The 13,041-nt window shown below is 61.4% G+C and carries 11 protein-coding genes; 8 read left to right on the top strand and 3 right to left on the bottom strand.

Annotation, left to right across the window (positions count from 1 at the left end):
- Window positions 1-109: 109 nt before the first annotated feature.
- A complete protein-coding gene (locus tag HX855_RS30715; RefSeq protein ID WP_177091138.1) occupies window positions 110-1,066 on the top strand; it encodes a DMT family transporter in 957 nt (318 codons plus the stop codon).
- Here HX855_RS30715 and HX855_RS30720 read toward each other — a convergent pair.
- Window positions 1,063-2,451: a class II fumarate hydratase gene (locus tag HX855_RS30720; protein ID WP_177091136.1), complete on the bottom strand. Its 1,389-nt coding sequence runs from the start codon at window positions 2,449-2,451 to the stop codon at window positions 1,063-1,065. The genes HX855_RS30715 and HX855_RS30720 overlap by 4 nt on opposite strands.
- A 193-nt stretch (window positions 2,452-2,644) precedes the next feature.
- Here HX855_RS30720 and HX855_RS30725 point away from each other — a divergent pair, with 193 nt between their 5' ends.
- From HX855_RS30725 to HX855_RS30755, 7 genes are all read left to right on the top strand, one after another.
- Entirely contained in the window at window positions 2,645-3,163 is a 519-nt protein-coding gene (locus tag HX855_RS30725; protein ID WP_003216742.1) for a DUF2059 domain-containing protein, read from the top strand.
- 6 nt (window positions 3,164-3,169) lie between these two features.
- Window positions 3,170-3,463 carry a BolA family transcriptional regulator gene (locus tag HX855_RS30730; protein WP_177091134.1) on the top strand — a complete coding sequence of 98 codons (294 nt, stop codon included), beginning with the start codon at window positions 3,170-3,172 and terminating at the stop codon, window positions 3,461-3,463.
- Between the two features lie 227 nt (window positions 3,464-3,690).
- Window positions 3,691-4,635, top strand: a complete 945-nt coding sequence (locus HX855_RS30735; protein WP_177091132.1) for a rhodanese-related sulfurtransferase — start codon at window positions 3,691-3,693, stop codon at window positions 4,633-4,635.
- Window positions 4,636-4,638: 3 nt separating this feature from the next.
- Window positions 4,639-5,274 carry a DsbA family protein gene (locus HX855_RS30740; protein WP_177091130.1) on the top strand — a complete coding sequence of 212 codons (636 nt, stop codon included), beginning with the start codon at window positions 4,639-4,641 and terminating at the stop codon, window positions 5,272-5,274.
- A complete protein-coding gene (locus HX855_RS30745) occupies window positions 5,267-7,087 on the top strand; it encodes an ABC transporter ATP-binding protein (RefSeq protein ID WP_177091128.1) in 1,821 nt (606 codons plus the stop codon). The genes HX855_RS30740 and HX855_RS30745 overlap by 8 nt, the downstream gene beginning before the upstream one ends.
- Before the next feature lie 75 nt (window positions 7,088-7,162).
- On the top strand, window positions 7,163-9,625 hold the full coding sequence (locus HX855_RS30750; RefSeq protein WP_177091126.1) for an EAL domain-containing protein: 2,463 nt from the start codon (window positions 7,163-7,165) through the stop codon (window positions 9,623-9,625).
- Between the two features lie 80 nt (window positions 9,626-9,705).
- The gene (locus HX855_RS30755) at window positions 9,706-10,467 is read left to right on the top strand and encodes an iron-containing redox enzyme family protein (protein WP_256353131.1); all 762 of its coding nucleotides are present in this window, start codon (window positions 9,706-9,708) and stop codon (window positions 10,465-10,467) included.
- Window positions 10,468-10,488: 21 nt separating this feature from the next.
- Here the strand turns inward: HX855_RS30755 and HX855_RS30760 are convergent, their stop codons facing one another.
- Together HX855_RS30760 and HX855_RS30765 are read right to left on the bottom strand one after the other, a co-directional pair.
- Window positions 10,489-11,415 (bottom strand): GGDEF domain-containing protein, encoded by a 927-nt coding sequence (locus tag HX855_RS30760; RefSeq protein ID WP_177091122.1) that lies wholly within the window; start codon window positions 11,413-11,415, stop codon window positions 10,489-10,491.
- Between the two features lie 169 nt (window positions 11,416-11,584).
- Window positions 11,585-12,859, bottom strand: coding sequence for an MFS transporter (locus tag HX855_RS30765; protein ID WP_177091120.1), 1,275 nt, complete (start codon window positions 12,857-12,859; stop codon window positions 11,585-11,587).
- Between the last annotated feature and the right edge of the window lie 182 nt (window positions 12,860-13,041).

The raw sequence follows: 13,041 nt of genomic DNA on the forward strand, positions 1-13,041 counted from the left end.
CGCCGTAAGGGCGGAACCCACCTCCGCATCACCCAAAAAAACGGATATACACCCACCCCCAGCATCCCCCTAGAATGCACCTCCTCCACCTCTGGCATTTGGGGCACTCATGCACATCTCTTCCGGCCGCTGGGTCTACGGTTTATCCCTGGCCCTGCTGACCGCGCTGCTCTGGGGCATTCTGCCGATCAAACTCAAACAGGTGTTGCAGGTGATGGACCCGGTCACCGTGACCTGGTTTCGCCTGGTAGTCTCCGGCAGTTGCCTGTTCGTCTACCTCACCGCGGTCCGGCGTTTGCCCAATTGGCGCTCCCTCGGACCCAAAGGCGGCTGGCTGGTGGCAATCGCCGTGTGCGGCCTGATGGGCAACTATGTGCTCTACCTGGTCGGCCTGAAGCTGCTAAGCCCCGGCACCGCGCAGTTGGTGGTGCAGGTGGGCCCGATCTTCCTGATGATCGCAAGCGTCTTCGTGTTCAAGGAACGCTTCAGCCTTGGCCAGGGCGTGGGCCTGCTCATCTTGATCACCGGCTTCGGCCTGTTCTTCAACCAGCGCCTGACCGAACTGCTGACCTCCCTGGGCGCCTACACCGCCGGGGTGCTCACCATCCTGTTGGCCACCACCGTCTGGACCTTCTACGCCCTGGGCCAAAAGCAGTTGCTGACCGTGTGGAATTCGGTCCAGGTGATGATGGTGATCTATCTGTCCTGCGCCCTGTTGCTGACACCCTGGGCACACCCGATGGAAGCGCTGCAACTGAGCCCGGTACAAGGCTGGCTGTTGGTCGCCTGCTGCTTCAATACCCTGATTGCCTACGGCGCATTCGCCGAAGCGCTGGCTCACTGGGAAGCTTCACGGGTCAGCGCCACGCTGGCGATGACGCCCTTGGTGACCTTCGTCGCCGTGGCCGTGGCTGCCTGGGTGTGGCCCGACTATGTGCACGCCGAAGACATCAATGCCCTCGGCTATGGCGGGGCGGTGTTGGTGGTATTGGGCTCGGCGACCGTGGCGCTGGCGCCGTCGCTGTTCGCCGGGCTCAGGGCCCGGCGTGCACGGTTGGCGTCTTAATGGCCGGCTTCAAGCATGTTTTCCGGGCGCACCCACTGGTCGAACTCTTCGTCCGTGAGATAGCCCAGCTTCAGCGCCGCTTCCCGTAGGGTCAGGCCTTCGGCATAGGCCTTCTTGGCAATCTCGGCCGATTTGTCGTAGCCGATGTGCGGGTTCAGCGCGGTCACCAGCATCAGGCCGCGCTCAAGGTGCGCGGCCATTTGCTCGGCGTCGGGTTCAAGCCCGGCGATGCAGTGCTCCTGGAAGTTGCTGCACCCATCAGCCAGCAGTCGGATCGACTCCAGCAGGTTGTGGATGATCACCGGCTTGTACACGTTCAACTGCAAATGGCCCTGGCTCGCCGCAAAACCGATGGTCACGTCGTTGCCCATCACCTGGCAGGCCAGCATCGACAGGGCTTCGCATTGGGTCGGGTTGACCTTGCCCGGCATGATCGAACTGCCCGGTTCATTCGCCGGCAGCTTGACCTCGGCCAACCCGGCACGTGGCCCAGAGCCCAGCAGGCGCAGGTCGTTGGCGATTTTCATCAGGGCCACGGCGAGGGTTTTCAGGGCGCCGTGCAAGGTGGTCAACGGCTCATGGCCCGACAGCGCGGCAAATTTGTTCGGCGCGGTGACAAACGGCAGGCCCGACAGCGCCGCCAACTCCGAGGCAATCGCTTCGCCAAAGCCATGGGGCGAATTGAGCCCGGTGCCCACGGCAGTGCCGCCCTGTGCCAGTTCGCACACGGCGGGCAGGGCGCTGCGGATGGCCCTTTCGGCGTAATCCAGTTGCGCGATAAAGGCCGACACTTCCTGGCCGAAGGTGATCGGCGTGGCGTCCATCATGTGGGTGCGGCCGGTCTTCACCAGCTTCATGTGGCGCGCCGACAGCTCCGCCAGGCCGCCGGAGAGTTCACGGATCGCCGGCAACAGCTTCTCGGTGACGGCCTGCACGGCGGCGATGCTCATGGCCGTGGGGAAGCAGTCGTTGGAGCTCTGGGAGCGGTTGACGTGATCGTTGGGGTGCACCGGGCTCTTGCCGCCACGGGGCTTGCCCGACAGCTCGTTGGCGCGGCCGGCGATCACTTCATTGGCGTTCATGTTGCTCTGGGTGCCGCTGCCGGTCTGCCAGACAACAAGGGGGAATTGGTCGTCGTGCTGGCCGGCGAGCACTTCATCGGCGGCCTGTTCGATCAGCCGGGCGATGTCGGCGGGCAGGTCGCCGTTACGGTCGTTGACCCGGGCCGCGGCCTTCTTGATCAGGGCCAGGGCGTGCAAGACGGCGAGGGGCATGCGCTGGTCGCCAATGGCGAAGTTCACCAGCGAGCGTTGGGTCTGCGCACCCCAGTAAGCGTCATCCGGGACTTGTACTTCTCCCAGGCTGTCGGTTTCGATACGGCTCATCGGGCACACTCCTTCAGGTTCGTTTGCGCAGTTTAGGCCGTGATCGTCCGGTGGGGTTCCCTTAAAAGACTTTTCATCGGATTAAGCCCCGCAAAACCAGGCCCCATAAGGCGTGGGGTTGAGCCGCGGCGTTTTTTAGGCGCAGAATGGTCGCCCTTGGGGTCTTACCTCGCCTGCTAGAAAAGGAAACTCGATGACTCGTCTTCGTGCCATCTGTACCGCGGTTGCTCTGGTATGCGCCAGCGGCCAGGTTTTTGCCGATACCGCCAGCCACAATGCCAGTGCCGAAGCCTTCCTTACCCTGGCCCATGCCGACAAGCTGGGTACCCCGGTGTACATGCAAGTGCAGCAAATGTTCGCCCAGCGTTTCGAACAAACCAAGGCGCCTGCTTCCAAGCAAACCGTTCTGGACACCTACCAGGCCAAGGCCAACACCGCCCTGGACCAGGCCATCGGCTGGAACAAGCTCAAGCCGGACATGATCAAGCTCTATACCGACAACTTCAGCGAATCCGAGCTCAAGGACCTGGTTGCGTTCTACCAGTCGCCACTGGGCAAGAAAGTCCTGGAAAAAATGCCCCAACTGACCCAGCAATCGGCCCAGATGACCCAGGCCAAGCTGGAAAGCGCGGTACCGGTGGTGAACAAGCTGCTGGAAGACATGACCAACGAGCTGACGCCAAAAGCCCCGGCCCCGGCCAAGAAGAAGTAAACAGGAATGACCATGCAACAGCGTATCGAATCGGCACTCGTCGCCCTGAGCCCGGAACACCTGAGCGTGCTGGATGAAAGCCATATGCACAGCCGTGGGTTGCAGACCCACTTCAAGGCCGTGTTGGTCAGCCAGCAGTTCGAGGGGCTCAATCGCGTCAAGCGCCACCAGAAGGTCTACGCCACGCTGGGTGACCTGATGAGCGAATTCCATGCGTTGGCGCTGCATACCTACACGCCCGATGAGTGGGCGAAAATCGACGCAGCCCCGGCCTCGCCGACCTGCGCCGGCGGACATTGATGGGTATCGACTGAGCTCCCCTGTAGGAGCGAGCTTGCTCGCGAAAAACCTGAGAGCGCCGTTGGGTTTCAGGTGTTCCGCGTCACCGTTGACGACCTTCGCGAGCAAGCTCGCTCCTACAGTTAACGGTTTATCCCTGATAGAATCCGCAACGCGCCGCTCAGTCGGCGCGTTTTTTTTGCATCCGGTTCACCCTTTACGAGGGTAGCCACCTGGAGAGAACACCCATGACTCAACCGATTGTCGTGGCGGCACTGTATAAGTTCGTCACCCTCGAAGATTACGTCGCCCTGCGCGAGCCCCTGCTGCAGGCGATGGTCGACAACGGCATCAAAGGCACGTTGCTGATCGCCGAAGAAGGCATCAACGGTACCGTTTCCGGTAGCCGCCAGGGCATTGATGGCTTGATGGCCTGGCTCAAGAACGACCCGCGCATGGACGACATCGACCACAAAGAGTCGTACTGCGACGAACAGCCGTTCTACCGCACCAAGGTCAAGCTCAAGAAAGAGATCGTGACCCTGGGCGTCGAAGGCGTCGACCCCAACAAGAAAGTCGGCACCTACGTTAACCCGCAAGACTGGAATGCGCTGATCAGCGACCCGGAAGTGCTGCTGATCGATACCCGCAACGACTACGAAGTGTCGATCGGCACCTTTGAAGGCGCGATCGACCCGAAAACCACCAGTTTTCGCGAGTTTCCCGACTACATCAAAGCCCACTTCGACCCGGCCAAACACAAGAAGGTCGCCATGTTCTGCACCGGCGGCATTCGTTGCGAAAAAGCCTCGAGCTTTATGCTCAGCGAAGGGTTCGACGAGGTGTATCACCTCAAGGGCGGCATCCTGAAGTACCTCGAAGAGGTGCCGCAGGAAGAGACCAAATGGCAGGGCGACTGCTTTGTGTTCGACAATCGCGTGACCGTGCGCCACGACTTGAGCGAAGGCGACTACGATCAATGTCATGCCTGCCGCACACCCGTCAACGTCGAAGACCGTGCATCCGAACACTATGTGGCTGGCATCAGTTGTCCACATTGCTGGGATAAGCTTTCAGACAAGACCCGTCGCAGCGCGATCGACCGGCAGAAGCAGATTGAGCTGGCCAAGGCCCGCAATATGCCGCACCCGATTGGCTACAACTACAAGCAATCCCCATCCTCCGAGGCCTGAGCCATGTCCGCGCGCCTGCTCTATGTAATGGATCCGATGTGCTCCTGGTGCTGGGGTTTTGCCCCGGTGGCCAAGGCGCTGGTTGAGCAGGCCCAGGCCGCCGGCGTGGAGCTGCACCTGGTGGTGGGCGGCTTGCGTACCGGCAGTGGGGCAGCGCTGGAGCCGACCACCCGGCGCTACATTCTGGAGCATTGGCAGGCGGTGACGGACGCCACCGGCCAGCCGTTCAAGGTCGAAGGCGCGTTGCCTGAAGGGTTCGTCTACGACACCGAGCCGGCGTGCCGCGCCGTGGTCACCGCCCGCAGCCTGGCGCCGGATTGCGCGTGGAAGCTGCTGGGCCTGATCCAGCAGGCGTTTTACGTCGAGGGGCGCGACGTGACCCGCGCTGACGTGTTGGTGGAGTTGGCCGAGACCGCCGGCGTGCCGCGTATCGAGTTTGCCGAAGCGTTCGACCGGGCCGACCAGCACGTGGCCACCGCGGCGGATTTTACCTGGGTCCAGGACTTGGGTATCGCCGGTTTCCCGACCTTGCTGGCTGAGCGCAATGGCCAGTTGGCGTTGCTGACCAACGGCTATCAGCCGCTGTCCGAGTTGGCGCCGTTGTTGAGTCGCTGGCTGGAGCGAGCTGCCTGTGCATGATCAGCCCGATCCCGTCGAACAACCCCAGCGTGTCGACCGGCTGACCTGGGCCGAAATCCGCCGCCTGGCCCTGCGCCACAAGAAATCCCTGTGGATCGCCAATGGCGTTGCCGTACTGGCGACCCTGTGCAGCGTTCCGATCCCGTTGCTGCTGCCGTTGCTGGTGGACGAAGTGCTGCTGGGCCACGGCGACGCGGCGCTGAAAGTGATGAACCACGCGCTGCCTTTGGGTTGGCAGAAGGCCGCCGGTTATATCGGCCTGATGTTGCTGGTGACCTTGCTCCTGCGGTGTGGTGCCCTGGTGTTCAACGTGCTGCAGGCGCGGTTGTTTGCGCGGCTGGCCAAGGACATCGTGTACCGCATCCGCGTACGGCTGATCGAGCGCCTCAAACGCATTTCCCTCAGTGAATACGAAAGCCTGGGCAGCGGCACGGTGACCACCCATTTGGTCACCGACCTGGACACGGTGGACAAGTTCGTCGGTGAAACCCTCAGCCGCTTCCTGGTGGCGATGCTGACGCTGGTGGGCACCTCCGGGATCCTGATGTGGATGCACTGGAAGCTGGCGCTGTTGATCCTGCTGTTCAACCCGCTGGTGATCTACGCCACGGTGCAATTGGGCAAGCGGGTCAAACACCTGAAGAAGCTGGAAAACGACAGCACGTCGCGGTTTACCCAAGCGCTCACCGAAACCCTTGATGGCATCCAGGAAGTGCGCGCCGGCAACCGCCAGGGCTTTTTCCTTGGGCGCCTGGGCCAGCGCGCCCAGGAAGTGCGCAATTTTGCGATCAACTCCCAATGGAAAAGCGACGCCTCCAACCGTGCCAGTGGCTTGCTGTTCCAGTTCGGTATCGACATCTTCCGCGCGGCGGCCATGCTGACGGTGCTGTTTTCCGACCTGTCCATCGGCCAGATGCTCGCGGTGTTCAGTTACCTGTGGTTCATGATCAGCCCGGTGGAGCAACTGTTGAACCTGCAATACGCCTTCTACGCGGCGGGCGGGGCGCTGACGCGGATCAACGAACTGCTGGCCCGCGCCGACGAGCCGCAATATGCGGGTGGCGCCGATCCGTTTACCGGGCGTGAGACCGTCGGCATCGAGGTGCGTGGCCTGAACTTCGGTTATGGCGAAGAGTTGGTGCTCGACCAGTTGAACCTGAACATTGCCCCGGGTGAAAAAGTCGCGATTGTCGGCGCCAGCGGTGGCGGCAAAAGTACCCTGGTTCAGCTGCTGCTGGGGCTGTATACGCCCCAGGCAGGCACCATCCGTTTTGGGGGGGCGACCCAGCAGGAAATCGGCCTGGAGACGATTCGCGAGAACGTCGCCGTGGTGCTGCAACACCCGGCGCTGTTTAACGACACGGTGCGCGCCAACCTGACCATGGGCCGCGAGCGCAGCGACCAGGCGTGCTGGCAGGCGCTGGAAATTGCCCAGTTGGAGGAGACCGTCAAGGCGCTGCCGTTGGGCCTGGACAGTGTGGTGGGGCGTTCCGGCGTGCGCTTCTCCGGGGGGCAGCGTCAGCGCCTGGCGATTGCACGCATGGTGTTGGCGGAGCCGAAAGTGGTAATACTCGACGAAGCCACCTCGGCCCTTGATGCCGCCACCGAATACAACCTGCATCAGGCGCTGGCGCGGTTTCTCAGTGGCCGTACCACCTTGATCATTGCCCACCGGTTGTCGGCAGTGAAACAGGCGGATCGCGTATTGGTGTTTGATGGTGGGCATATTGCCGAAGATGGCGACCACCAGCAGTTGATTGCCGACGGTGGCCTGTACGCCAAACTTTACGGACACTTGCAGCAAGTGCGGTGATATAGCCTACGCTGAGCTATCAGGAGCGGTTTTCACTCGCGTGCGTATTTTAGTAGTGCATGTGCAAGGGACCTCATGAAGCAAAAGCAGACTCTCGGAACCCCTCGGTTATTGGGCATTGTTTGCCCTTTTATAGCCGTTGTACTGTTCCAGGCATTGTTAGGCTGCGTCAGTCTCTACGTGCTCTCGGCGGTGCGCGGTTATGTGGCGGGCGAAAGCCTGTGGTCCAAGGGCCAGAAAGACGCGATCTTTTACCTGACGCTGTACGCCGATAGCCGCGACGAAGCCACCTTCCTCAAATACCAGAACGCGATTGCCGTGCCCCAGGGCGGCCATGAATTGCGGGTAGCCCTGGACCGGCCGACGCCGGACCTGACCGCGGCACGCCTGGGCATCCTCAAGGGCGGCAACCACCGCGACGACGTTTCCAGCCTGATCTGGCTGTACCTCAACTTTCGCCATTTCAGTTACCTGGAAAAGGCCATCGAACTGTGGACGGTGGGCGATGGCTACCTGGTGCAACTGGACGATTTGGCCCAGGAGATGCACCGGGCGATCCTGACCAATCAGGTCAACGGTGCCGATGTGCGCAACTGGAAAGAACGGATTTTCGCGATCAACGACGGCGTGACCCCGGCCGCGAAAGCCTTCAGCGATGCCCTGGGCGAAGGCTCTCGGATGATTCTGCGCCTGCTGCTGGTGACCAACCTGGCCACGGCGCTGGGCTTGATCGTGCTGGCGCTGTTGCGTACCCACAAGCTGCTCACCCAGCGGCATGCGTTTGCCGACGCCTTGCAGTTGGAGAAGGAGCGGGCGCAGATCACCCTGGAATCGATAGGCGACGGGGTGATCACCACCGACGTCGACGGCGCCATCGCGTATATGAACCCGGCCGCCGAAGCCCTGACCCACTGGAAAGCCGCCCAGGCCCAGGGGCTGCCGCTGGCGGCGCTGTTCAACCTGCTGGATGAGAATGCCCAGGCCGACGGCTTTACCCTGATCGAACGCATCCTGGGCGGCCAGCTCGGTGGCGGCAGCGAGCATTCAAAGCTGATCCAGCGCCTGGACGGCACCACCGTGTCGGTCACCCTGGTGGGGGCGCCGATCCGCAATGCCGGCAAAGTCGTCGGCGCAGTGCTGGTGCTGCATGACATGACCCAGGAGCGCCAATACATCGCCAACCTGTCCTGGCAGGCGACCCACGACGCCTTGACCGGCCTGGCCAACCGGCGCGAGTTTGAATTCCGCCTGGAGCAAGTGCTGCACAACGTCGGGCGCCAGCAAGCCGGGCGCCACGCCTTGATGTTCCTTGACCTGGACCAGTTCAAACTGGTCAACGACACCTGCGGCCATGCCGCAGGCGATGAGCTGTTACGGCATATCTGCGCCCTGTTGCAATCCGACCTGCGCGAAGGCGACACCCTGGCCCGGCTGGGCGGTGACGAATTCGGCATCCTGCTGGAGAACTGCCCGGCCCCGGTGGCGGAAAAAATCGCCGAAAGCCTGCGCCATACCGTGCAGAGCCTGCATTTTGTGTGGAAGGGCCGACCGTTTGTCACCACCGTCAGTATCGGCCTGGTGCACATCACACAAGCCCCGACCACCCTGGAAACCTCGCTGCGGGCCGCCGACATGGCGTGCTACATGGCCAAGGAAAAGGGCCGCAACCGGGTGCAGGTGTATCACGCCGATGACTCGGAATTGTCCCTGCGCTTTGGCGAGATGGCCTGGGTGCAGCGCCTGCATATGGCCCTGGAAGAGAACCGCTTTTGCCTGTACGCCCAGGAAATCGCGCCCCTGGGGCATACCGAACAGGGTAACGGGCACATCGAAATCCTGCTGCGCCTGCACGACGAGGCGGGGCGGATCATCCTGCCGGACAGTTTTATCCCGGCGGCCGAACGTTACGGGTTGATGACCTCCCTGGACCGTTGGGTGGTGGAGAACGTGTTCAAGATCATCGCGGGCTGCATGCGCGAGCGCCCGGGCCGGCCCATGGCCATGTGTGCGATCAATCTGTCAGGCATTACCATCGGCGATGAGGACTTTCTGGGGTTTTTACGTGAGCAATTCACGGCCTATGGCATTCCGCCAGAAATGATTTGTTTTGAAATTACAGAAACCAGTGCTATCGCGAATTTGGGCAGTGCGATTCGTTTTATCAACGAGCTCAAAGAGTTAGGGTGCCATTTCTCCCTGGATGACTTCTGCGCCGGGATGTCCTCGTTCGCATATCTTAAACATTTACCTGTAGACTTCTTGAAGATCGATGGAAGTTTCGTAAAGGATATGCTGGACGACCCGATTAACCGCGCCATGGTCGAAGTGATCAATCACATCGGTCATGTCATGGGTAAGCGCACAATTGCCGAATTTGTCGAGACATCCCAGATCGAACAAGCCCTGCTTGAGATCGGGGTCGACTACGCTCAGGGATACCTGATCGAGCGTCCGCAGTTGTTTACCTTTGATAGTTTGCAGTGTCGACCTGTGCGACCGCAGCCTCTGTTATTCAAGGCGCCTGGCACGTTCCGATGAAACATTTGCTGGTCTGTACATCATCACAAATCAAAAGGAGCCCGACAGTGATCGACACATTCAACAGAACCGGCCCGCTTATGGAAGCCTCGAGTTACCCCGCCTGGGCGCAGCAATTGATCCAGGCCTGTAGCGAGAGCAAGCGCCGCGTTGTCGAACACGAACTGTACCAGCGTATGCGCGATAACAAGCTCAGCGCCAAAACCATGCGTCACTACCTGATTGGTGGCTGGCCGGTGGTTGAACAGTTCGCGTTGTACATGGCACAGAACCTCACCAAGACCAAATTTGCCCGCCATCCTGGGGAGGACATGGCGCGCCGGTGGCTGATGCGCAATATTCGCGTGGAACTCAACCACGCCGATTATTGGGTGCATTGGTCCCGCGCCCACGGTGTCAGCCTGGAAGAGTTGCAGGCACAGGACGTTCCGCCGGAGCTGCATGCGCTGAGCCATTGGTGCTGGCACACCAGCTCGGCCGATTCATTGATTGTCGCGATTGCCGCCACCAACTACGCCATCGAGGGGGCCACTGGGGAGTGGTCTGCCGTGGTGTGCTCCACGGGCGTCTATGCCGCGGCGTTCCCTGAGGAAGACCGCAAGCGCGCCATGAAGTGGCTGAAGATGCATGCCCAGTACGATGACGCTCACCCGTGGGAAGCGCTGGAAATCATCTGCACCCTGGCCGGCATGAACCCGACCAAGGCGCTGCAGGAAGAACTGCGTCAGGCGGTGTGCAAGAGCTACGACTACATGTACCTGTTCCTGGAACGCTGCATGCAGCTGGAAAAGGCGGCGACCACCCCCCGCAAACAACCTACCCTGGTGGCCAGCGAAGCGTAAATCGCGTGATGGCGGGGTGGCTTACCCCGCCATTGCCAGGCGGTTGCGACCTTCACGCTTGGCCACGTACAAGGCGTTGTCCGCCCGGCGCAACAGGCTCTCGGCGGACTCTCCCGCCAGCAACGTCGAGCAACCCAGGCTCACCGTCAATTCGATACGCTCATCATCCGCCCAGTAATCCTGGGCCTGTGCCGCCTGGCGCAGGCGCTCGCCGACCATCGACGCCGCATCCCGGCCGGTGTTGGACAGGAGGATCAAAAACTCTTCCCCGCCAAACCGAAACACCATGTCTACGTTGCGCAGCTGGTTCTTGATCGAGGCGGCGACCGCTTTCAGTACCTTGTCGCCCGTGGCGTGGCCGTGGGTGTCGTTGATGTGCTTGAAATGGTCAATGTCCAGCATCAACAGGGACAGCGGCTGCAGGTGCCGGCGGGCCATGTCGATTTCCCGTTGCAGGGTCTGGTCCATGGCGACGCGGTTACCGGTTTCGGTCAGCGGGTCGCGCAGGGCGCTGCGAGTCGCCGCGCGGTAGAGCAGGGCGTTACGCATCGGGTAGAGCAGGGTCGCCAGCAGTGACTCCAGGCTGGCCAGCTCATCTTCGATCAAGCGTTGATTGCGGCGGAACACCAGTTCGCCGAGGTGCTCGCCGTCGTGGCTCAGGGCATAGCTCACCGAATGGTGACCGCGGTGGCCATATTCCAGGCGCAGGTCGCTGGCTTCGTGACGGTATTGCAGGGCGTCCAGCGGCACCAGGCGTTGGATCTCGCGGAAGAACAGCGCAAGGATGTGCTCCGGCTCCAGGCTGGTTTGCAATTGCATGCCCAATTGCTGGCGAAGTTGGGCCACCGTGGCGGGGCGTCTTGGAAGAAGGGAAGGCTGACCAAAGCCCAGGCGTTGCAATTTGGCACTGTCGAAGTCAATTGCGTTGGTCTGGGTCGGTGTTTTCATAAGCGAATGGGCCTCTAAGCACAAAACTGTCTTACAGGCTGGGTGAGAGCGTCTTACTGTTCCTTCAGTTCCGTAGGACTGATGTACAGTCTAGCCCGGTTTGACGGAGGGTATAACTGCCGCACGTCTTATAGCCGGGGCCGCGTTGCTGCGGGCCCCGGCATGGGGCTTATTGTTTTTGCGGGTCAAACTGCTTGTCACGGATAAACAGCGCCGGGATCACTCCGCAGATAAAGTACGCGCCGCCCATCACCAAAAATCCTACGCCGATCGAGCCATGGGACGCCAGGAAGCCAATGGCCGCCGGTGCCACTGCCGCACCAATCCGGCCAATGTTGTAGGCGCCGCCCACGGCCGAGCCACGAAATTTCGCTTCGAAGCTTTCGGTCATGTAGGTCGCATTCACGCCGTAGGGAATGCCATACAGAAAGCCGAACACAATCAGCATCCACAGTATGTTGTCCGGGCTCTGGAACAGCACGATCACCGGCAGGAAAATCGCCGTGCCCAATGCGCCAACCGCGAACACCACGCGCCGGCCCAGGCGGTCTGCCGCGAGGCCGGCGAGGATTTTGCCGAAAATCATCGCCGCGTAGGTGCCGACCATGTAGCTGGTCATCGACTTGAAGTTCATCCCCAGTTCGCTTTCCAGGTACGACGGCATCCAGTTATTGACGCCGTAGTAGCCGAACTGCAGGAAGCCTGCGGTCAACGCCCAGAGGATGAACATGCGGCTGGCTTTCGGGTCGCTGAAGATCAGCTTGAACATGCCGTCGGGCTTCTTCGCCGAGACCCGCTTGATGCCTTCGGCCTTTTCCCGGGCGCGTTCGGCCTGGGCCTTGACCCAGGCTTGGGGCTCCGGCACCAGGCGTTGCATCAGCACGGCGAGAATCACCGGGATGATCGCCACGTAGAACAACCAGCGCCAGCCGTGGTTGGGCAGGATCCAGCCCGCGAGCAGGGTGGCAACGATGTAACCCACCGACCAGCCGGCCTGCAGGGTGCCGAGCACGGTGGTGCGATAGCGGGTCGGCACGTATTCGGCCATCAGGGTGTTGCACGCGACATACAGCGCGCCCAGCCCCAGGGAGGCGAAGAAGCGCGTGCTCGCGAACTGCCAATAGCTGTGGGTCATGCCCAGGATCGCCGTGCCGGCTGAGAACAGCACGATGCTCCAGACCACGGTCTTCACCCGGCCAAAACGGTCACAGGCCCAGCCGCCGTAGATCCCGCCGATGGCCATGCCGGCCAGGGTGAAACTGCCCAGGCTGCCGGCTTCGACGCTGGTGAGGCCGAACTCGGCCTTGAGGCTGCTGAGGCTGTAGGACAGCAGCATCAGGTCTGCACCATCGATCAGCAGGCCGAGGAAGCAGAAGATGAATACGATGATCCACAGGTTGTTTTTCGCGGGCGACAACGCGCCCGCCGAAGCGGCGACTTCCATAGCGATACCTTGTTGTAGTTGTTAGGGCACAAGTTATGGGTGTTGCGGTAATGCGGTTGGAACACGATCACTGTGGGAGCTGGCTTGCCTGCGATGGCATCGCTACGGTGTTACTGCCACACCGAGTTGTCTGCATCGCAGGCAAGCCAGCTCCCACACGGGTTTTGTGTTGTTCCTGGGGG

The sequence above is a fragment of the Pseudomonas sp. IPO3778 genome, assembly GCF_013386825.1.
GTDB lineage: Bacteria > Pseudomonadota > Gammaproteobacteria > Pseudomonadales > Pseudomonadaceae > Aquipseudomonas.

Coding starts and splice junctions, on each gene's coding strand:
- HX855_RS30715 (WP_177091138.1), top strand. CDS start 110: ATGCACATCTCTTCCGGCCGCTGGGTCTACGGTTTATCCCTGGCCCTG.
- HX855_RS30750 (WP_177091126.1), top strand. CDS start 7,163: ATGAAGCAAAAGCAGACTCTCGGAACCCCTCGGTTATTGGGCATTGTT.
- HX855_RS30730 (WP_177091134.1), top strand. CDS start 3,170: ATGACCATGCAACAGCGTATCGAATCGGCACTCGTCGCCCTGAGCCCG.
- HX855_RS30740 (WP_177091130.1), top strand. CDS start 4,639: ATGTCCGCGCGCCTGCTCTATGTAATGGATCCGATGTGCTCCTGGTGC.
- HX855_RS30720 (WP_177091136.1), bottom strand. CDS start 2,451: ATGAGCCGTATCGAAACCGACAGCCTGGGAGAAGTACAAGTCCCGGAT.
- HX855_RS30765 (WP_177091120.1), bottom strand. CDS start 12,859: ATGGAAGTCGCCGCTTCGGCGGGCGCGTTGTCGCCCGCGAAAAACAAC.
- HX855_RS30735 (WP_177091132.1), top strand. CDS start 3,691: ATGACTCAACCGATTGTCGTGGCGGCACTGTATAAGTTCGTCACCCTC.
- HX855_RS30725 (WP_003216742.1), top strand. CDS start 2,645: ATGACTCGTCTTCGTGCCATCTGTACCGCGGTTGCTCTGGTATGCGCC.
- HX855_RS30760 (WP_177091122.1), bottom strand. CDS start 11,415: ATGAAAACACCGACCCAGACCAACGCAATTGACTTCGACAGTGCCAAA.
- HX855_RS30755 (WP_256353131.1), top strand. CDS start 9,706: ATGGAAGCCTCGAGTTACCCCGCCTGGGCGCAGCAATTGATCCAGGCC.